Genomic DNA, 18,994 nt, shown 5'->3' on the forward strand with positions numbered 1-18,994 from the left:
GATAAACCAGCGCGCGGGATGCGCGCTGGCGGATGCGGAAGGTGCGGAAAGCGGGCCGTCAGAGCGCGGCTGAACGCTTGCCCGAGGCGGCGGCGCGGCGCGCGGCGAGACGTGCGCCGATGCGCTTGAACGCGAGCCAGTGCTGCTCGATGAAGCCGTCGCCGTAGCGAACCGGCGCGACGCCCGGTGCGCCGAGCTGGTCGCGGATGCCGGTCGGCTCCACGGTGCGGTCGAACGATGCCGAGCGGAACAGGATGTCCCAGAACGAGAACAGCACGCCGAAGTTGCAGCCATAGGACGTGCCTTCGTGACCGTAGCCGATCGCATGATGCCGGCGATGAAATGCCGGACTCACGATGAGCCGGTCGCCGAGCCATCCGAAATGCACGCGAATGTTCGCGTGCTGCACGCTCTGCATCAGGTTGGTGATGGCCACGAGCACGACGAACTGCGACGGCTCCACGCCGATCACGAGCGCGACCGTCGCGAAGAAACCCGCTTGCAGGATATCGTCGAGCAAATGATTGCGGTCGTCCGACCAGAGCGACATCTTCTGCTGGCTGTGGTGCACCGCGTGCAACTCCCACCAGATGCCGAAGCGATGCTCGAGCCGGTGATACCAGTATCCCGCCAGATCGAGCACGACGAGGTAGATGACGAACGTCACGAGCGGCTGCGTCGTCACGCCGGGCCAGAGATTGTCGATTTCGAGCGTCGGCACGTTATGAAGCCGCAGCCAGCTTTGCAGCGAATCGAAAAGCGGCTGGAACGTGAAGAAGAAAAAGAGATTGAGGATGCCGAGTTTCACGATCCACGTGTACAGCACGTCCACGCGCACGCCCTTGCGATCCTGCCACGTTTCGGCGGGCCGGAAGGCTTCGAGCGGGCGCAGGATGGCGTACATCGCGATCACTTCCAGGACGCCGACGATCACCCAGTAAAGCGCGTCGTAGGTGTCCTCGTCGTAGTCCATCATGCCGAGCTTGAACAAAAGCGGCTGCACCGCATCCACGTACAGCGTGGTTTGCAGTGCGGAGACGAAGGTGTCGAGAGACGAGAGAATGTAGTGAAACATGGTGCTCCGTGGAACTCGATTTTTCGGGCCGGGTGAAACGCTCGATCACGCGGCCCATGACTCAATCGTAGTACAGGACGCCCGCGAGCGCCCTCTTCCGCGACGCTTCAGGCGCCGTTCGGCGCGGTCACCGGCGCCCGGTTGTAAAAGTAGATGCCGTGCGGCGAGCGTCCGACCTTGATGGTCTGAATCAGCTTGCGGCTCGCAAGGTCGATCACGCCGACATGCTTCCCGAAGCGGAACGTCACCCAGAGATACTTCTTGTCGGCGGAAAGTTCCATGTCGTCCGGTCCCGGCAGCAGGCCGGTGATGTCGCCGACGTTCGTGAGCGAGTCTTCATCGATGATGCTGATGGTGTTCGCCACGCGATTCGAGACCAGCACGTGCTTGCCATCGACGAGCGAACGGAAGTTATGCGCGCCCTTGCCGGTCGGGATGGTCTTGATGACCTTCTGCGTGGCGAGGTCGACCACGGCCACGTAGTCCGCGCCCGTCATGCCGACGAGCAGGTACTTGTCGCCGGGCGTGAGCCAGACGCCGGCCGGCACCGGGCCGACCTTCATCTTCCATTTGACCGTCTGCGTCGCGAGGTCGATCGCCGCGATTTCGCCGGACACCTGCAGCGAAATGAACGCCGTCTTGCTGTCGTTGGTGAACGCGATGTGGCTCGGCATCGTCGGCAGCGGCATGCGCTTCGCGATCGTCAGGTTCTTGCCGTCGAAATGGTAGATGTCCAGACGATCGAGCCGCAGACCTGTCGAGACGAACCACTTGCGGTCGGGCGAGAAGCCGATCTGATACGGATCTTCGATGTCCTGCACCCAGCGCTGCACCGTGCCCGTTTTCGGATCGACGAACATCAGATTATTGGATACCGAATTCGCGACGATCAGCGATGCGTTGTCGGGCGTCGGCATCAGATGGTGCGGTTCCTTGCCCGTCGGCACGGTGCCAATCACCTGGCGCGTATTCTCGTCGATGAGGCTCAGCGTGGCTTCCGCCGAGTTGAGCACGATGATGTTATTGGCGAATGCCGCGGTGGCGGCGAGCGCCGCGGTGGCCGGGACCACGATACGCGCGGCACGTGCGGCGGCCGCGAGCAGGCGGCCGGAGAAGAATTTGGAGCGCATGAATTGTTCACGTCGGAAAGCAGGCGTCATTGTAGAACGTTTGCTTGCTGCAACACGTTGACGGCGAACGTCTTTTTGCGCAATAGGGTGCGCCGGCGCAAGAAATGCCGCTTCTTACGGCGTCATAGCGCCGCAGACTGGCGGCCTTATCGCTGCATCGATTCCCAGACCTTGTGAAGCCGCTTCAGCGATATGGGCATCGGCGTGCGCAATTCCTGCGCGAACAGCGACACGCGCAACTCCTCGAGCAGCCATCGATATTCCGCGAGCCGCGCGTCCTCGACACCGCCACGCTGCGACACCGCACGCTGATAGTTCTGCAAGAGCGGCTGAAAGTCGGCTGAAAGCCGGGCGTCGCGAGCGGGATCGGCCTTCAGCTTGTCGATGCGCAACGCGATGCCCTTCAGATAGCGCGGAAAATGCGCAAGTTGCGCATACGGCGTATCGATCACGAACCGCTTGCCGATCAGCGCGTTCAGTTGCGACTGCATGTCGGCGTAAGCGGCGGGGAACGGCTTCGCCTGCAAGAGCTTCTTCGAGAGCGTTGCGTACTCGGCGAGCACCGTCCCCACGAGCCGCGCGATCTCCTGCGCGAGCAGCGTGAGGCGGCCCTTCGCCGCGTCGCGACGGGCGTGGAAGCTCGCGTCGTCGTCGGGCAGCGGGTCTTGCAGACACGCGCGATCCAGCGCCGTCTCGACGATCTGGTCCCGCAATTCGTCGGCCGTGCCGAGCGCCATGTATTGCATCGACATTTCGCGCATGCCCGGCAGGTTGCGCTCCAGATAGCGAATCGGCTCGCGCAGTTGCAGCGCAAACAGCCGCCGCAAGCCCGCGCGATGAATCCGCGCGGCTTCGTCGGGCGAATCAAACACTTCGACGTCGCAATGCGTGACGCGATCCACGAGCGCCGGATAGCCGTACAGCGTCTGCCCGCGCCGGCGGATCTCGAGCAACTCCGGCAGCTTGCCGAAGTTCCAGGTCGTCAGGTTTTCGTAAAGCGCGGTGCTCTCGCCGGTCTGCGGCGCCTGCGACTGCGGCGGCGGCGCGTTCGTTTCGCCGGAGAGCGCATCCAAGGCGGCCGTCGCCGTCAGCTTCTGGAACTGCTGCTGCGCCTGGCCGCCGAGTTCCACGCGCAACTGCGCGAGATTGCGGCCCATCGCGAGCTGGCGGCCGTGCTCGTCGATCACCTTGAAGTTCATGAAGAGGTGCGCGGGCAGCGTTTCGAGCCGGAAATCGGCGCTTTTCACGGCAACCTGCGTTTGCTCCCGAATATCGGCGATGATCGCGTCGATCAAACCGCCCGCGCCGAACTTCGGCCCGGCGTGGCGCTCCGCGAACGACGCCGCGTAGTCCGGCAACGGCACCACATGACGGCGCAGCTTCTGCGGCAGTGACTTCAGCAGCAGTTGCGCCTTCTCCTTGATCATGCCCGGCACGAGCCATTCGACGCGGCGCGCGTCGATCTGATTCAGCCCGTACAGCGGCACCGTCAGCGTGACGCCATCGCGCGGCGCGCCCGGCTCGAAGTGATACGAGAGCGTCATTTCGATGCCGGACATCGTCATGCGCTTCGGGAAGAGATCCGTCGTGACGCCGGCGGCTTCGTGGCGCATCAGGTCGTCGCGCGACAGGAAAAGCAGTTGCTGGCCGCCCTCTTTCTTCTGCGCGTCCCGATACCAGCGCTCGAACGCCGCGCCGGTCCAGATGCCTTCGGGAATCAGCGAATCGTAGAAACCGTAGATGAGTTCGTCGTCGACGAGCACGTCCTGACGGCGCGACTTGTGTTCGAGTTGCTCGATATCCGCGACCAGCTTGCGGTTATGCGCGAAGAACGGCAGGCGCGTGTCGAATTCGCCTTCGACGAGCGCCCCGCGAATGAACAGCTCCCGCGCATATTTCGGGTCCTGCTGGCCGAAGCTCACGCGCCGCCGCGCGTAGATGGTCAGCCCGTAAAGCGTCGCGCGCTCGAACGCGACGACCTGCGCCGCCTTCTTCTCCCAGTGCGCATCCGACAGCGACTTGCGCAGCAAATGCGCGCCGACGCTTTCGATCCATTCCGGCTCAATCTTCGCAATGGTCCGCGCATAAAGGCGGCTCGTCTCGATGAGTTCGCCCGCCATCACCCAGCGCCCCGCTTTCTTCAGGAGCGCCGAACCGGGCCACAGATGAAACTTGATTCCGCGTGCGCCGAGGTAATACGGCTCGTCGTCGGCCTTCACGCCGATGTTGCCCAGCAGGCCCGTCAGCAGCGACAGGTGAATCTGCTCGAAGGTCGCATCCGACTCGTTCAGACGCCAACCCTGCTCGCGCACGACCGTCAGCAGTTGCGAATGCACGTCTCGCCACTCGCGCAGCCGCAGATGCGAAAGGAAGTTCGCGCGACAGGCATCCGCGAGCTGCTTGTTCGACTTCTTGTGCGCGACGGCTTCCTCGAACCACTTCCAGATGCGCGTCCATTGCAAAAATTCGGAGCGCTCGTCGACGAACTGGCGATGCGCCTGGTCCGCCTGCTCCTGCGCCTCGATCGGCCGGTCACGCGGGTCCTGCACGGACAGCGCCGATGCGATCACGAGCATCTCGGTCAGCGCGTGATGATCGCGTGCGGCGAGGATCATGCGGCCGACGCGCGGATCGAGCGGCAGGCGCGCAAGCTCGCGGCCGAGACTCGTCAGCGCGTTGTCGTCGTCGACGGCGCCGAGTTCGTTGAGCAACTGATAGCCGTCCGCGATCGCGCGGCCCGGCGGCGGCTCGATGAACGGGAAAGTTTCGATCGCCGTCAGATGCAGCGACTTCATGCGCAGGATCACCGCGGCGAGCGACGAGCGCAAAATCTCGGGGTCGGTGAAGCGGGGCCGCGCCTGAAAATCCGCTTCGTCGTAGAGACGAATGCACACGCCGTCCGCGACGCGCCCGCAACGCCCCGCGCGCTGGTTCGCCGCCGCTTGCGACACCGGCTCGATCTGCAACTGCTCGACCTTGTTGCGATACGAATAGCGCTTCACGCGCGCCATGCCGGTATCGACGACATAGCGGATGCCCGGCACCGTCAGCGATGTTTCCGCGACGTTGGTCGCGAGCACGATGCGCCGCGCGTTCGACGGCCTGAACACGCGCTCCTGCTCCTGCGCCGAGAGACGCGCGAAGAGCGGCAGGATTTCCGTGTGCGGCGGATGGTGCTTGCGCAGCGCCTCGGCGGCGTCGCGGATTTCGCGCTCGCCGGGCAGGAACACGAGAACGTCCCCGGGGCCGGCGCGGCACAGCTCATCGACGGCATCGACGATGCCTTCCATCAGATCGCGATCCGTCTTGCGGTCATTACGTTTTGGCGCGTTGCCTTGCGCGTTTCTGATCGCCTCGCTTTCTTCCTGAATCGGCCGATAGCGCACTTCCACCGGATACAGCCGCCCGCTCACTTCGATCACCGGCGCGGGCTTTTCATCGCTGCCGAAATGGCGCGCGAAGCGTTGCGCGTCGATGGTCGCGGAGGTGACGATCAGCTTCAGATCGGGGCGTTTCGGCAGAATCTCTTTCAGATAGCCGAGCAGAAAGTCGATGTTGAGGCTGCGTTCGTGCGCCTCGTCGATGATGATCGTGTCGTACGCCTTCAGCAGCGGATCGGTCTGCGTTTCCGCGAGCAGGATGCCGTCCGTCATCAGCTTGACCGATGCGCCCGGCGCGAGATTGTCGGTGAAACGCACCTTGTAGCCGACGACTTCGCCGAACGGCGTGCCCAGTTCCTCCGCGATACGCCGGCCCGTCGCCGAAGCCGCGATGCGGCGCGGCTGCGTATGGCCGATGAGACCGCTGCCGCCCGCGCCGAGGCCGCGCCCGAGCGACAGGCAGATTTTCGGCAATTGCGTGGTCTTGCCCGAGCCGGTTTCGCCGCTGACGATCACGACCTGATTCGCTTCGATCGCGCGCGCGATTTCCTCGCGCCGGCCCGAGACGGGCAGCGCCTCGGGGAAGCTGATCGGCGGGATCGGATTGGGCGTGACGATGCGCGGTTCGCGCGGACGGCGAGCCGCCGGGGCGTGGGACGGACTAGCGTCCCGATTCGACGCGTCGGTTTTGCGTTGCGTGGCCTTGTGATCGTCGCGATCTGCACGTGCTTCAGGCGGCTGCTTTCCGTCGCCACGCGCGTTTTGCTGATGCTGCTCGCCGCGATCCGCAGTGCGCGGGGCCTGCGCTTCCGCGCGCGCGTTGCGTTGCGCGGCGTCGGCCTTGCGCGTGGGCTTGCGTTGATCGTTGCGTCGGACTTCCGCGGATTGCGTCTGCGCAGTGCGCGAGTCGCGGTTGGCTGCGCCGTCGCTTTGTTTCGCGGACTCGGGCACGCGCGGCGGCGTGGCTTGCTCGCGCTGGATGCTCTTTGCGCTCGGCGTCTCGCGTTGACCGCGTTCTTCGCTCGCCCGCGTTGCCGACGCCTCAGATTTTGAACTGCGCGCGTCGCGTTGCGGCGGCGTCTCGCGCTTCGCAGTCCGTTGAGCCGGTTCGCTCGAACGCGAGTGCGTGGCTGAAGCGCTCTCGTCTCCGCGCTTGACATGCGTCACGCCCGGTTTTGCATCACGCTCGCGCGGGCGTTCAGCGCGACGCGTATCGGCGGAGGCAGGCGGCTTTGGCTCGGGCTTCGGCTTCGGCAAACCCGCGCTGACTGACTTGGAGGCGGCAATCTTCTGCGCGTCAGCGGACCCGGCAAACCGCCGCGCCGCCAGTTCCTTCTTGCTGAGACCTTCCTCGTCCGCACCCGACTTCGCCTCGTGCAGGAGATTCTCACGCAGCTTTTTCAACTGCTCGCGGGTATCGAGGGTTTTATCGGCGGATTGCGGCTTGCCCGGCTGCGCGGGGCGTTTGAAAACATTCGGCATAGCGTCGCATTATAATCCCGGCATGAATTCCCAAACCGACCTCACCCTCGCGTCGCAGCCGGCCGCAACTGAAGCCGACGCGCCCAATCCGCTCGCCCAGTTCGTCGACTGGATGCGCTCCGTCGCCCCCTATATTCACGCTTTTCGCAACAAGACGTTCGTCGTCGCGTTCGGCGGGGAACTGGTGCAGGAAGGACGGCTCAACGCGCTGGTGCAGGACGTCGGTCTGCTGCATGCAATGGGTATCCATGTCGTGCTCGTGCACGGCTCGCGTCCGCAACTCGACGAGCAATTGAGCCTGCACGGGGTCGAATCGTCGTTCTCGCATGGACTGCGCATAACGGATGCCCGCGCGCTCGAATCCGCGAAGGAAGCCGCCGGCGAAGTGCGCCTCGATATTGAAGCCGCGATCAGCCAGGGCTTGCCGAATACGCCGATGGCGCACGCGCACATCAGTGTCGTATCGGGCAACTTCGTGACGGCGCGGCCGGTCGGCATTCTGGATGGCGTCGATTTCCAACACACCGGCGTCGTGCGCAAGATCGACGGCGAATCGATCCGCCAGTCGCTCGCGAGCAGCAAGATCGTGCTGTTGTCGTCGCTCGGTTTCTCGCCGACGGGCGAGGCGTTCAATCTGTCGATGGAAGACGTCGCGTCCGCTGCCGCCATCGCGTTGCGCGCCGACAAGATCATCTTCGTCACCGAAATTCCCGGCCTCGCCGACCAGCAAGACGAACTCGTGCGCGAAATGTCGCTCGACGACGCCTATCGCCTGCATGAGTCGGGCGAGTTGCAGGGCGACACCGCGTTCTATCTGAAGCACGCAATCCGCGCCTGCCGTGGCGGCGTGGCGCGGGCCCACATCATTCCGTACGCGCTCGATGGCAGCGTGCTGCTCGAACTCTTCCTGCACGACGGCGTCGGCACGATGATCTCCTACGAGAATCTCGAGAGCCTGCGCGAGGCCACGCCCGATGACGTCGGCGGCATTCTTACGCTGATCGAGCCGCTCGAAGCCGATGGCACGCTCGTGCGCCGCGGCCGTCACCAGATCGAGCGGGACATCGATCATTTTTCGGTCATCGAGCACGACGGCGTGCTCTTCGGCTGCGCCGCGCTCTACCCGTACACGCAGGAGCGCATCGGCGAGATGGCGTGCCTGACGGTCGCGCCGGAAGCGCAAGGCTCGGGCGACGGCGAGCGCCTGTTGAAGCGCATCGAGCAGCGCGCCCGTGCGCGCGGCCTCACGCGAATCTTCGTGCTAACGACGCGCACCGAGCACTGGTTCCTCAAGCGCGGCTTCGTGAAGGTCACGGTGGACGATCTGCCCGAAGACCGCCGGCGTCTGTACAACTGGCAGCGCAAGTCGCTCGTGCTGATGAAACAGCTTTGAACACGATAACGGACGCGCGGCCTGTGAAGCGCGTCCCGCACCCCGATACAGGAGAAAGACACGATGGCCCGAATGGTTCAATGCGCGAAGCTCGGCAAGGAAGCCGAGGGACTGGATTTTCCACCGCTGCCGGGCGAGCTCGGCAAGCGCATCTACGAAACGGTCTCGAAGGAAGCATGGCAGGGCTGGCTCAAGCAGCAGACGATGCTCATCAACGAGAATCGCCTGAACATGGCCGACCCGCGCGCGCGCCAATATCTGCTCAAGCAGACCGAGAAATACTTCTTCGGTGAAGGCGCGGATACCGCGTCCGGCTACGTGCCGCCGCAAAGCTGATCCGGCGCCCTGCTCCACCGAAAAAACCGACCCGTCGTGGTCGGTTTTTTGTTGCCTCCCGCCTCTGATTTAGGCGCGCAAAACATAAGACACACTCAGCGGAATCCTAAGCCACGTAAGGGATTCAGCGATCCGCGCGAACCCTGACTGGCGGGCCGGTTTGCACATCGTCTGTCATCGTGTTATCATCTCGCTCGTTATCAACAGCAATTCACCATCATTCACGCGCAGCAGCCGGCTTGATCGCATGATGCGGCAGGAATCGGCCAATGCGTGGTAGTGACAGTTTTTATACAAAGAGGCTTGTCGGTTTCAGCGCTTCGCGCGCACGCCGGCCTTTTTCGTTCCAAGCCTTGTATTCGCCGACGTAGCGGTTCCACCCGCGGCAGCTTCCCAGGTTCGCCGTCCGCACGTCAAATTCGTTTGTTTCATCCCGAGTGCAATTTCGCGACTTTCGCCGCGAGGCACCGGCACCGTGTCATCCATTCGAGCCTCGGCTCCGGTCCATTGCGTCCGGCGCTGCGGGAAGCCTTTGGCTTTCGTTCCGACGATACGAATGCGCTGCGGCGCCGTCACGAAACTGCACTATCCGGCAATACGCGCTGCTTCCCGGCGCGCCCGACGCTTTCGCAAGCCGTTTCTCGCGCGAGCAACGGGCACTTGAACACGGAGCTTTTCAACGTATGACCGCCCTATACGACGGCCTTTGGCGCACACACAAGACATCCGACGCATCGAATGCGGCGAATGCATCGAACGGCCTTACGCTCGACGACATCACCATCGTCGATCAATCTCTCCTGAAGCGCGCTGTCGGCGCCATGGCCATCGGCAATGCGATGGAATGGTTCGACTTCGGCGTGTATAGCTACATTGCCGTGACGCTCGGCAAGGTGTTCTTTCCGTCGAGCAGTCCGACCGCACAGTTGCTCGCGACCTTCGGCACCTTCGCGGCTGCGTTCCTCGTGCGTCCGCTCGGCGGCATGGTGTTCGGCCCGCTCGGCGACCGCATCGGCCGCAAGCGCGTGCTCGCGATGACGATGATCATGATGGCCATCGGCACGTTCTGCATCGGCCTGATTCCGAGCTACGACACCATCGGCGTGATGGCGCCCGTGCTGCTGCTCGTCGCGCGCCTTGTGCAAGGCTTCTCGACCGGCGGCGAGTACGGCGGCGCGGCGACGTTCATCGCCGAATTCTCGCCGGACAAGAAGCGCGGCTTCATGTCGAGCTTTCTGGAATGCGGCACGCTCGTCGGCTATGTGCTCGGCGCGGGCGTGGTGGCGGTGCTGACCGCCGTGCTGTCGCACGACGCGCTGCTCGGCTGGGGCTGGCGCATTCCGTTCCTGGTGGCGGGTCCGCTCGGGCTGATCGGTCTCTATATCCGCATCAAGCTCGAAGAGACGCCCGCGTTCCAGCGCGAAGCCGACAAGATGGAGGCCTCCGCGCACCAGACGACGAAGACGCAGTTCCGCGAAACGCTCATGCAGCAATGGAAGCCGCTTCTGCAATGCGTCGGCCTCGTGCTGATCTTCAACGTGACGGACTATATGGCGCTGTCGTATCTGCCGAGCTATCTGTCGGCGACGCTCAAGTTCAACGAAACGCACGGCCTCTTCATCGTGCTGGTGGTGATGGTGCTGATGGTTCCGCTGACGCTGCTCGCCGGACGTCTCTCGGATGCGATCGGCCGCAAGCCGGTGATGCTCGCGGGCTGCGTCGGCTTGCTGTTGTTGTCGATTCCGGCTCTCTCGCTGATCCGCGTCGGCACGGTGCCGTCGGTGTTTGCGGGCATGATGATTCTTGGGGCGCTGCTGTCGACGTTCACTGGCGTGATGCCATCATCGCTGCCGGCGCTGTTCCCGACGAAGATCCGCTACGGCGCGCTCGCGATCGGCTTCAACGTGTCGGTGTCGCTGTTCGGCGGCACGACGCCGCTCGTGACGGCATGGCTCGTCGACAAGACCGGCATGCTGATGATGCCCGCGTACTATCTGATGGGCGCATCGGTGATCGGCATCGTGTCGGTGCTGGCGCTGCACGAGACGGCGAAGAAGCCGCTGAAGGGCTCGCCGCCCGCCGTGGGATCGCATTCGGAAGCGCATGCGATCCTGCGCGGTCATCGCGAGGCCGCCGAGATGGACGATTCCCTGTTCGATAACGCCGCTCGCGCGTAAGCGATTGCGTTCATCCGAATGAAGAAGGGCCGGCGTGTAATGCGCCGGCCCTTTTTGCATCTACGCGATGAGCGTGACGATGCGCGCGTCGATGGCTTGCGTATCCGTGTCGATATCGAGCAGTCCGACGGTCACGGGCAACGTGAAGCGGCGCGGCCCCGCGCTGCCCGGATTGACGAACAGCACGCCGTCGCGCCGCGTGACGACCGGTTTGTGCGAATGCCCGGTGACGACGACATCGACGCCGTCGAGCTGGGCGGGCACGTCGGCGATATCGTGGACGACGTGGATCGTCGCGCCGCCGAGTTCGATTCGCGCATGTTCGGGTAACGACGCAACGCTTTCTCCGAGGTCGTTATTGCCGCGCACGACGGTGAGCGGCGCGAGGGCCGCGAGCGCGTCGAGGACTTCCCGCTTGCAGATATCGCCCGCGTGGATGATGTGCTCGCACCCGAGCAGCGCGTCGAGCGCTTCGGGGCGCACGAGGTTGTGCGTGTCGGAGATGAGGCCGATGCGCATCGCGCGGGCCTATTGTTCTTCGGTGAGCAGCATGCGTTCGATGCGTCGATCCGGCACGAGCCAGCCGGCCGCGACGACCGCATAGATTGCGGCGGCGAGCCACGGCTGCCAGAACGACACGGCGATCGCCACGAGATAGAGCAACACGGAAATCTTGCCCTTGCGATCGGCGCCGAGTGCCCGTTCGAGCGCGGAGTTTTCGCCGTGCATCGAGATGAGGGCGCGCGTGAGGATGTAGTACGCGACGGCCGTCATGAAGAGCACGAAGCCATAGCAGGCGGTCGGAACGGCGGTGAGATGATTCTCGCCCATCCAGTTCGTCGTGAACGGAAAGAGGGACAGCCAGAAGAGCAGATGCAGGTTCGCCCACAGCACCGAGCCGTTGACGCGTTTAATCGCGTGCAGCAGGTGGTGGTGATTGCTCCAGTAGATGCCGACGTAGACGAAACTGAGCACGTAGGCGGCGAGCACGGGAACGAGCGGCGCGAGCGCGTTGAAGTCGTCGCCATGCGGGACTTTGAGTTCCAGCACCATGATCGTGATGATGATGGCGATGACGCCATCGCTGAACGCTTCGAGCCGGGTCTTGCCCATTGAGTGTCCTTTCGTGTTGGCTTCGATCGAGCGAAGGCGGATCAGTCGGCGATTATGCGGGAGGCGCGTGGGGTTGTCGAATGGCTTTCAATATGCGCGTTCGAGCGATACGGCGGGCGTTTGGCGGTTTTGGCGCGGCCGGTGCGATGGTAGAATCGCGTCCGCCCTGCCGGGGTGATGAAATTGGTAAACATAGCGGACTTAAAATCCGCCGCCTAACGGCTTGCCGGTTCGAGTCCGGTCCCCGGCACCAGCGCGCGATGCGTTCCTGAGTATGGGAACGTCGATCGCCCCCTCACACCCCATGCCCCAGCACCCGAGCCACATAGTGCCGGCCCCACGCCTCCCCGTGCGCCATCGCCTGCGCGACGGTTTCGAAAGGCCCATGATCGCCCGTCATCTCGCCTGAATCGTCCGCGAGCGTCGAGCCGTGTACCGGCTGCCCGTCGACGCGCATTACCCGCACGCGAACCGCGTAGCCTTCGACCCACGCATCGGTTTCTTCATCGCCGGGACGCGGCTTCGGGACGGCGTTCATGGCGAGCATGTAATCGCCCACTTCGATGTCCTTTTGCATGGCCGCCTCTGCATCGCCGAGAATTGCTCCCGTCGATTGTGCTACCGCGCCCGAACCTCGAACAAGTGCTTTGCGCGTGTTATAAAGCTCGCCGCCCATCCTCATTTCGCTCCGATGCCCGCGCCGCATCGGGCATCGACCGGTTCCATCGATGAACACTCGCTCCCGCCTGCTCCTGCTTCTCTCGATGCCACTCGCGCTTCTGGCCGGCTGCACGTCCTATTACCGCAACATCGATGCTTGCAAGGACCGCATGCGCGCCGACTATCCGGATGCCGCGAGCGCGCCGCTGAAGCTCACCGGCTCCAGCGCGGCGATGCACGGCTCGCGCGTCGTCGTGCATGCCACGATCGAGACGCCGCCGAAGCCGCCCGCCACGAAGAGGTCCGCCACCCCCGCCGCCGCCGAATGCACCTTTAGCGACGACACGCTGACGACGTTCCAATGGCTCGCGCCGGCGAAGCTCCAACCCAAACCGCCCGCCGCCGACGAAGAGTAAGCACCGCCGCGCGCTCGGCAAAGCGCTCCCGTCTCCAGTATGATCGGCGGCTTGCTGCAAGCCGCCCTCTCGCCCGTCCGACGGAACGAACCATGTCCGCGTCATCGCATCAGTCGCCGCAGTCCTCTCACGACCACACGCCCGAGCGCCATCCCCACTACTCTCGCGCGACGCTCTGGCTCCTCGCCACGATTGCCGGCGTGTCGGTCGCGAACATCTACTTCAATCAGCCGCTGCTCGGAGATTTCCGGGCGTCCTTTCCTCAAAGCGCCTATCTGATCGGCGCCGTGCCCGCCGCGACGCAACTCGGCTATGCGTTCGGCATGCTGATGCTCGCGCCGCTCGGCGATCGCTTCGACCGGCGCACGCTGATCCTCATGCAACTCGCGGCGCTGGGCGTCGCGCTGATCGTGGCGAGCGCCGCGCCGACGCTCGCGGTGCTCATTGCGGCCAGTCTCGCGATAGGCGTCGTATCGACGATTGCGCAGCAGGCCGTGCCCTTCTCCGCGGAACTCGCGCCCGCCGCCGAGCGCGGCCATGCGGTAGGCACCGTGATGAGCGGGCTGCTTCTCGGCATTCTGCTCGCGCGCACGGTCTCAGGCTTCGTCGCGCAGTATTTCGGATGGCGCGCGGTGTTCGCGGCGTCGGTGGCGGCGACGATCGCGCTCGCGGTCGTCGTGATGATGCGGCTGCCGAAAAGCCGTCCGACATCCACGCTCTCCTACGGCAAGCTGCTTGCGTCGATGTGGCATCTGACCGCCGAGAGCGCCGCGCTGCGCGAAGCCGCGCTGACCGGCGGCGCGCTTTTCGCCGGCTTCAGCGCGTTCTGGTCGCTGCTCACGTTGTTGCTCGCCGGCGAGCCGTTTCATATGGGTCCGCAGGCGGCGGGACTGTTCGGCATCGTCGGGGCGGCGGGCGCGCTGGCCGCGCCGCTTGCGGGCAAGTCGGCGGACAAGCGCGGGCCGCGTGCGGTCATCACGCTGTCGATCGTGCTCGTGGCGGTGTCGTTCGTCGTGTTCGCGCTGTCGTCGAGGAGCATCGCGGGGCTCGTCATCGGCGTGATCGTGCTCGATGTCGGCGTGCAGGCCGCGCAGATTTCCAACCAGTCGCGCATCTACGCGCTGAAGCCCGAGGCACGCAGCCGCGTCAACACGGTGTATATGGTGGCGTACTTCATCGGCGGCGCGGCGGGATCGGCGCTGGCATCGCTCGCCTGGCACGCAATGGGATGGACGGGCGTGTGCATCGTCGGACTGGCCGCGACGGGGCTGGCCGGGTTCAGCCACTGGCGCGGACGCGAGGGCCGTTTGGACGCGCGAAGCGGAGCGTGACGGGTCAGGGAAGAATACTGCGGTGGCGGATGCTCAGCGGCCCCCTAACGCCCGCAAAAAGCGTAAGGCCCGCGAGCAACCATGCACTCGGCTATCCAACACGCCAAGCGCGAAGCGCAACGACCCGCGCTCCAACGCGAGAAAGCTCACACCCTCTCCCGCGCATACTCCTCCAGCGCATCGAGCACGCGATCGAATTCGAGCGACTTGTCGAAGAAATGGCGCACGCCATACTGCAGGCACCGTTCGCGATAAGCCGGCAGCGCATGATTCGTCAGTACGACGATAAACGCATCGTCCGCCAGACGCGACTCGCCCGCCTCCTTGAGCCACGCGAGCACGTCGATGCCCGATCCGCGTTTCAATTGCAGATCGACGATCACTGCATCGAACGGCTGTGACGACAGCAACGCGATGGCCTCTTGCGGGGCATCGGCGAAAGCGGTCACGCGCCACGGTCCGAGCGCCTCGATGGCCTCGGTGAGACTGCCGCGGATCAGCGGCGAATCCTCGATCAGCAGCACCGCGAGCGGCCCGCCGCGCGGTGTCTTCTGCTGTGCCGAATCGTCGATGATGATGTGGCCCACGGCGGGCATCCTCCGCTTTACTGCTTCCTCGTCGCACATGGAAACGCTGCGCTATTCGATCAACCCGTTCTTGATCGCGTAATACGTGAGATCGGCGTTGTTCGACAGCCGCATCTTCTCCAGCACGCGCGCCCGGTACGTGCTCACCGTCTTCACCGACAGATGCAACTCCTGCGCGATCTCCGTCGGAATCCGGCCGCCCGCGAGCTTGCAAAAAATCTGAAACTCGCGCTCCGACAGCGTCTCGTGCGGCCGTTCCGCCGCCGGCTTGTCGAGCTTGTCGGCGAGCGCGTCGGCAATGAACTCCGACAGATAGCGATGCCCGCGCGCCACCGTGCGAATCGCCCGCACGATCTCATCGGGCGCGGCGTCCTTGTTCAGATAGCCGTTCGCACCCGCCTTCAGCAGGTTGATCGCGTACTGGCTCTCGGGAAAGCCCGACAGTATCAGCACGCCCTGCTGCGGCCGGATCTGCTTGATGACGCGCAAGGTGTCGACGCCGTTCTTGTCGGGCATCGCGATGTCCAGCAGCACCACGTCGAACGCCTGCTCGCGCACGAGCGCAATGGTTTCGTCGCCGGTCGATGCTTCCGCCGCCACTTCCATGTCGGGTTCATCGGCGACGAATTGCCTGAACCCGCTGCGCACGATCGCATGATCGTCGGCTATCAAGACTCGAATCATTCACGCCGTCCGCGCTGCTGTAATGAGTGAACGGTCATTTTACGCATGCTCGCCTTACGCGCGATGCGCGGTTCCACTCGCCCGCGCATCGCCCGCTTCGGTTCGTTCAACTTAGCCGTTGCGGCCTTCGAGCAGATCGGCCATGTCGTCGGCGTGCTCCTCTTCGACCGCCAGAATCTCTTCGAAGAGGCGGCGCGTCGTGACGTCCTTGTCGCCGAGATAACGGATGATCTCGCGATAGGTATCGATCGCAATCCGTTCAGCGATGAGGTTCTCGCGAATCATGTCGATGAGATCGGCGCCTTCCTTGTACTCGGAATGGGCGCGCGACTTCAGGCTGTCCGGCGCGAAGTTCGGCTCGCCGCCCAGCTGGACGATGCGTTCCGCGAGCATGTCGGCGTGCTCCTGCTCTTCGGTCGCGTGCTCGGCGAACTCCTGCGCGACGGCTTCCGAGTGGATGCCCTTCGCCATGAAATAGTGGCGCTTATAGCGCAGCACGCAGACCCACTCGGTCGCGAGCGCGTCGTTGAGCAGCTTGAGCACGGTCTCGCGATCCGCGCTATAGGTCGCCGTGACGGGGCCCTCGTCCATGTGCTGGCGCGCGTCGTTCCGGATCTTCTCGACGTCGAGGACAAAGGCGTCCGAGGATTGGCCCGGCGCGGCGGTTACAGCAGACGAATTGGACATTTGATTGGCTCCTGTGGAATGGTGATGGACGGTAGCGGTGGCGCGGTTCGCCCATGCGCTTCATAGCGCGCCGCTATCCGATGAAGAACTTCGATGCACGCGCCGTGCCCGCTCGCAAAATCGTCAAGACGAAGCCGCCGTCGAAGCGGCGGGGCCGTCATGTCTTGAACACCCCGAGCAACAGGGTAACGACGAATACGACCAGGAAAATATAGAACAGGATCTTCGCGATTTCCGCCGCGCCCACCGCGATGCCCGTAAAGCCGAACACCGCGGCAATAATCGCGATCACGAAAAAAACGGCGGCGTAGCGCAGCATGGAACCTCCTCGTTGATCGTGCCTGTCATGGCGTCGAGGGCCGCGCGATGGCCTCGCGCCACGCGCCGCCCATCATGGATACAGGCCCGCTAATCGATCGCTTTCTTGGTGATAACGAAGCCGAGCACCAGGAACACGACGCACAGAATCAGGAAAAGGACGAAGAGGAATTTGGCGATGGTCGCCGCGCCGGCCGCGACGCCGGTGAAGCCCAGAAGACCGGCGATGACCGCGACGATCGCAAAGAACAGTGCCCACTTGAGCATGATCTTTCCCCGTAGGAATGGATGGTGAACCCATCCTAGCGATGCGGCGCGGCGCGCGCATTCGGGCTGGCTCCTTTTTTGCTGTGAGAATCCACCGACATTAGCTTTCAATCGACTCGCGCGGGCGAACCATCCGACGCCCGGGCGACGCCAGACCAACTCTATGAGCCACGCACCCCGCGCCGTGCCGCCGCGCACCGCGCACGACGAAGCGCCGACCCGGGCCCACGCCGGCCTTGCCCGCATCAACGAATGGATGCGCCGCTATAGCTGGCTGGTGGCAATGACCGTCGCGATCGTCATCACGGTGGGCGGCCTCGTGATTCTGGAGTCGGGGCGCATGCGCATCGCGGCCGAATACGAGACCGCGCTCGATGCCAAAAGCGCCACCGCCGACCTGTCCGCGCTCGCCGCCGACATCGCGACGCTTTCCGCCCAGGGACGCGCGTTCGCACTGAAACCCGAGCCGGCCTACAAAGCGCAATTCGAGCAAACGACGGCGCACGTGCGCCGCGCCCTCGCGACGCTCGATGCCTATTACCGCCGCATCGGCGACGACACGGCGCTCGCCAGCTTCGCGCAGATCAGCGCTGCGGCGAACGAGGAAATCGAGCGAGGCGCCGCGCGGCTCGCCGCGCCTTCGCAACCCGAAGCGCGGCCCGCCTCCGACGACGCCACGCTCGGCGCCGCCCTCTCGCTGTTACGCCTCAATGAAGAGCAGCGCGCGCAGCACGCACTCGATGCGAGCCGCGCCGATCAGCGCATTTCGACGCTATGTGTCGGCGCGTTGTGTGCGCTGAACATCGTGCTGTTCGTGCTGCTTTTCCGCAATCTCGGCATCCAGCTCGACAAGCAGGACCGCGTGCAACGGGAACTCATCACGCAGCAGGAGGAGCTGGATCAACTCGTCTTCGAGCGCACGCGGCAACTCGAAGCGCTTGCGTGGCATCTGCAGTCGGTGAGCGAAAACGAGAAAACCGAACTTGCCCGCGAACTGCACGACGAACTCGGCTCCATCCTCACGGCGAGCAAGATGGATGTGGCGTGGGTGCGCGGCAAGCTGCGCGAAACGGAACCGGCGATGGCGGAGAAACTCACGCGCGCCATCGGCAATCTCGATCAGGGCATTGCGCTGAAGCGCCGCATCATCGAGGACATGCGGCCTACCGTGCTGGCGAACTTCGGACTGGTGACGGCGCTGCGCGGGCTCGTCGATGAGGCCGCGCAGCGCAACAACTGGGCGGTGTCATTCGACTTGCCCGACGAGGACCCGAAGCTCGGCGAAGCGATCGAAATCGCGCTCTTCCGGGTCGCGCAGGAAACGCTGACGAACGCGGCGAAGTATGCGCGCGCAAGCAACATCCGCGTCGCGCTGACGCTGGATCAGGCGAGCGTGTCACTGCACATCGCCGATGACGGCGTCGGCATCCGGCCGCAGGATTTGAAGCGCACGCAGACGCATGGACTCGTCGGCATGCGGCAGCGCGTGTCGGCGCGTGGCGGGCGCTTCGAGATCGAGCGGGCCAAGCCGCACGGCACGAGCATCCACGTATCGATGCCGCGCGAGCGCGTTCATGGCGATGCCGTTGCGACGCCGGCCCGTTCCGCCGCGTAGGACGATGCCGACGAGAAGTACGGATTGCGCTGACGAGAAAAACACATGCGTGCCTACAGCCGAGCCCAGCCCGCGTTTTTTATGATTGTTAGCACCGGTGAGGCCCAGGCAACCATCAGCGGCCAACCCAGACACGATTAACCACGCCATTTCACTTCAAGGGGAATGAACATGACTCGACTCATCGCTCTGCTGCTGATCGCCGGCACGGCTGCGCTCGCGGGCTGCAACACCATCTCGGGCGCGGGCCAGGATATTTCGAAGGGCGGCCAGGCTATCCACAATTCGGCCGAAGAGCATAAGTAAGCCGGGTGCGGGCTACGGCTCGTTAGAAGCGTATTCG

18 protein-coding genes and 1 tRNA gene are annotated in these 18,994 nt (G+C 64.3%); 8 read left to right on the forward strand and 11 right to left on the reverse strand.

What is annotated here, in order from left to right; all coding sequences use genetic code 11:
• Positions 1 to 58 precede the first annotated feature (58 nt).
• From AB6804_RS02095 to hrpA, 3 genes are all read right to left on the reverse strand, one after another.
• Complete coding sequence (locus AB6804_RS02095; protein WP_370885032.1) at positions 59 to 1,075, reverse strand: sterol desaturase family protein; 1,017 nt, start codon at positions 1,073 to 1,075, stop codon at positions 59 to 61.
• A gap of 107 nt (positions 1,076 to 1,182) precedes the next feature.
• A complete protein-coding gene (locus tag AB6804_RS02100) occupies positions 1,183 to 2,205 on the reverse strand; it encodes a beta-propeller fold lactonase family protein (RefSeq protein ID WP_370885033.1) in 1,023 nt (340 codons plus the stop codon).
• Positions 2,206 to 2,351: 146 nt separating this feature from the next.
• Entirely contained in the window at positions 2,352 to 7,067 is a 4,716-nt protein-coding gene (gene hrpA / locus AB6804_RS02105) for an ATP-dependent RNA helicase HrpA (RefSeq protein ID WP_370885034.1), read from the reverse strand.
• Between the two features lie 22 nt (positions 7,068 to 7,089).
• On the opposite strand from hrpA, the gene argA reads away from it, so the two are divergent.
• The 3 genes from argA (at position 7,090) to proP (ending at position 10,973) form a co-directional block, all read left to right on the forward strand.
• Positions 7,090 to 8,460, forward strand: a complete 1,371-nt coding sequence (gene argA, locus AB6804_RS02110) for an amino-acid N-acetyltransferase (RefSeq protein ID WP_244792919.1) — start codon at positions 7,090 to 7,092, stop codon at positions 8,458 to 8,460.
• A gap of 63 nt (positions 8,461 to 8,523) precedes the next feature.
• Positions 8,524 to 8,796 (forward strand): oxidative damage protection protein, encoded by a 273-nt coding sequence (locus AB6804_RS02115; protein ID WP_062636188.1) that lies wholly within the window; start codon positions 8,524 to 8,526, stop codon positions 8,794 to 8,796.
• Positions 8,797 to 9,479: 683 nt separating this feature from the next.
• Positions 9,480 to 10,973, forward strand: coding sequence for a glycine betaine/L-proline transporter ProP (gene proP, locus AB6804_RS02120; protein WP_370885035.1), 1,494 nt, complete (start codon positions 9,480 to 9,482; stop codon positions 10,971 to 10,973).
• Positions 10,974 to 11,033: 60 nt separating this feature from the next.
• Here proP and AB6804_RS02125 read toward each other — a convergent pair whose 3' ends face one another.
• Complete coding sequence (locus tag AB6804_RS02125; RefSeq protein WP_370885036.1) at positions 11,034 to 11,492, reverse strand: metallophosphoesterase family protein; 459 nt, start codon at positions 11,490 to 11,492, stop codon at positions 11,034 to 11,036.
• 9 nt (positions 11,493 to 11,501) lie between these two features.
• Entirely contained in the window at positions 11,502 to 12,086 is a 585-nt protein-coding gene (locus AB6804_RS02130) for a TMEM175 family protein (RefSeq protein WP_370885037.1), read from the reverse strand.
• 168 nt (positions 12,087 to 12,254) lie between these two features.
• Here AB6804_RS02130 and AB6804_RS02135 point away from each other — a divergent pair.
• Positions 12,255 to 12,339 (forward strand) — tRNA-Leu (locus tag AB6804_RS02135).
• A 42-nt stretch (positions 12,340 to 12,381) separates the two neighbouring features.
• Here AB6804_RS02135 and AB6804_RS02140 read toward each other — a convergent pair.
• Complete coding sequence (locus AB6804_RS02140) at positions 12,382 to 12,663, reverse strand: hypothetical protein (RefSeq protein WP_370885038.1); 282 nt, start codon at positions 12,661 to 12,663, stop codon at positions 12,382 to 12,384.
• A gap of 151 nt (positions 12,664 to 12,814) precedes the next feature.
• Between AB6804_RS02140 and AB6804_RS02145 the strand changes: the two genes are divergently transcribed.
• Positions 12,815 to 13,162, forward strand: coding sequence for a hypothetical protein (locus tag AB6804_RS02145; RefSeq protein WP_370885039.1), 348 nt, complete (start codon positions 12,815 to 12,817; stop codon positions 13,160 to 13,162).
• Positions 13,163 to 13,254: 92 nt separating this feature from the next.
• Positions 13,255 to 14,493, forward strand: coding sequence for an MFS transporter (locus AB6804_RS02150; RefSeq protein WP_370885040.1), 1,239 nt, complete (start codon positions 13,255 to 13,257; stop codon positions 14,491 to 14,493).
• 146 nt (positions 14,494 to 14,639) lie between these two features.
• Here AB6804_RS02150 and AB6804_RS02155 read toward each other — a convergent pair whose 3' ends face one another.
• From AB6804_RS02155 to AB6804_RS02175, 5 genes are all read right to left on the reverse strand, one after another.
• Positions 14,640 to 15,080, reverse strand: coding sequence for a response regulator (locus AB6804_RS02155; RefSeq protein WP_370885041.1), 441 nt, complete (start codon positions 15,078 to 15,080; stop codon positions 14,640 to 14,642).
• Between the two features lie 51 nt (positions 15,081 to 15,131).
• Positions 15,132 to 15,764, reverse strand: coding sequence for a response regulator (locus tag AB6804_RS02160; RefSeq protein ID WP_370885042.1), 633 nt, complete (start codon positions 15,762 to 15,764; stop codon positions 15,132 to 15,134).
• Between the two features lie 111 nt (positions 15,765 to 15,875).
• Positions 15,876 to 16,451 carry a bacterioferritin gene (locus AB6804_RS02165; protein ID WP_035960969.1) on the reverse strand — a complete coding sequence of 192 codons (576 nt, stop codon included), beginning with the start codon at positions 16,449 to 16,451 and terminating at the stop codon, positions 15,876 to 15,878.
• A gap of 157 nt (positions 16,452 to 16,608) precedes the next feature.
• A complete protein-coding gene (locus AB6804_RS02170) occupies positions 16,609 to 16,770 on the reverse strand; it encodes a DUF1328 domain-containing protein (RefSeq protein ID WP_370885043.1) in 162 nt (53 codons plus the stop codon).
• 89 nt (positions 16,771 to 16,859) lie between these two features.
• Positions 16,860 to 17,036 (reverse strand): DUF1328 domain-containing protein, encoded by a 177-nt coding sequence (locus tag AB6804_RS02175; protein WP_035960959.1) that lies wholly within the window; start codon positions 17,034 to 17,036, stop codon positions 16,860 to 16,862.
• Between the two features lie 163 nt (positions 17,037 to 17,199).
• Between AB6804_RS02175 and AB6804_RS02180 the strand changes: the two genes are divergently transcribed.
• Positions 17,200 to 18,651: a sensor histidine kinase gene (locus tag AB6804_RS02180; protein WP_370885044.1), complete on the forward strand. Its 1,452-nt coding sequence runs from the start codon at positions 17,200 to 17,202 to the stop codon at positions 18,649 to 18,651.
• A 171-nt stretch (positions 18,652 to 18,822) separates the two neighbouring features.
• Positions 18,823 to 18,957, forward strand: coding sequence for an entericidin A/B family lipoprotein (locus tag AB6804_RS02185; protein ID WP_035961206.1), 135 nt, complete (start codon positions 18,823 to 18,825; stop codon positions 18,955 to 18,957).
• Positions 18,958 to 18,994: the final 37 nt, after the last annotated feature.

The organism is Caballeronia sp. RCC_10, from assembly GCF_041360715.1.
Classification (GTDB): domain Bacteria; phylum Pseudomonadota; class Gammaproteobacteria; order Burkholderiales; family Burkholderiaceae; genus Caballeronia; species Caballeronia grimmiae.

What these genes read in the sequence shown, in the direction of transcription:
- AB6804_RS02160 (WP_370885042.1), bottom strand. Translation starts at nt 15,764, where the DNA reads ATGATTCGAGTCTTGATAGCCGACGATCATGCGATCGTGCGCAGCGGG.
- AB6804_RS02125 (WP_370885036.1), bottom strand. Translation starts at nt 11,492, where the DNA reads ATGCGCATCGGCCTCATCTCCGACACGCACAACCTCGTGCGCCCCGAA.
- AB6804_RS02115 (WP_062636188.1), top strand. Translation starts at nt 8,524, where the DNA reads ATGGCCCGAATGGTTCAATGCGCGAAGCTCGGCAAGGAAGCCGAGGGA.
- AB6804_RS02180 (WP_370885044.1), top strand. Translation starts at nt 17,200, where the DNA reads ATGAGCCACGCACCCCGCGCCGTGCCGCCGCGCACCGCGCACGACGAA.
- AB6804_RS02095 (WP_370885032.1), bottom strand. Translation starts at nt 1,075, where the DNA reads ATGTTTCACTACATTCTCTCGTCTCTCGACACCTTCGTCTCCGCACTG.
- AB6804_RS02165 (WP_035960969.1), bottom strand. Translation starts at nt 16,451, where the DNA reads ATGTCCAATTCGTCTGCTGTAACCGCCGCGCCGGGCCAATCCTCGGAC.
- proP (WP_370885035.1), top strand. Translation starts at nt 9,480, where the DNA reads ATGACCGCCCTATACGACGGCCTTTGGCGCACACACAAGACATCCGAC.
- AB6804_RS02150 (WP_370885040.1), top strand. Translation starts at nt 13,255, where the DNA reads ATGTCCGCGTCATCGCATCAGTCGCCGCAGTCCTCTCACGACCACACG.
- AB6804_RS02145 (WP_370885039.1), top strand. Translation starts at nt 12,815, where the DNA reads ATGAACACTCGCTCCCGCCTGCTCCTGCTTCTCTCGATGCCACTCGCG.
- AB6804_RS02140 (WP_370885038.1), bottom strand. Translation starts at nt 12,663, where the DNA reads ATGCAAAAGGACATCGAAGTGGGCGATTACATGCTCGCCATGAACGCC.
- AB6804_RS02170 (WP_370885043.1), bottom strand. Translation starts at nt 16,770, where the DNA reads ATGCTGCGCTACGCCGCCGTTTTTTTCGTGATCGCGATTATTGCCGCG.
- argA (WP_244792919.1), top strand. Translation starts at nt 7,090, where the DNA reads ATGAATTCCCAAACCGACCTCACCCTCGCGTCGCAGCCGGCCGCAACT.
- AB6804_RS02185 (WP_035961206.1), top strand. Translation starts at nt 18,823, where the DNA reads ATGACTCGACTCATCGCTCTGCTGCTGATCGCCGGCACGGCTGCGCTC.
- hrpA (WP_370885034.1), bottom strand. Translation starts at nt 7,067, where the DNA reads ATGCCGAATGTTTTCAAACGCCCCGCGCAGCCGGGCAAGCCGCAATCC.
- AB6804_RS02100 (WP_370885033.1), bottom strand. Translation starts at nt 2,205, where the DNA reads ATGCGCTCCAAATTCTTCTCCGGCCGCCTGCTCGCGGCCGCCGCACGT.
- AB6804_RS02175 (WP_035960959.1), bottom strand. Translation starts at nt 17,036, where the DNA reads ATGCTCAAGTGGGCACTGTTCTTTGCGATCGTCGCGGTCATCGCCGGT.
- AB6804_RS02130 (WP_370885037.1), bottom strand. Translation starts at nt 12,086, where the DNA reads ATGGGCAAGACCCGGCTCGAAGCGTTCAGCGATGGCGTCATCGCCATC.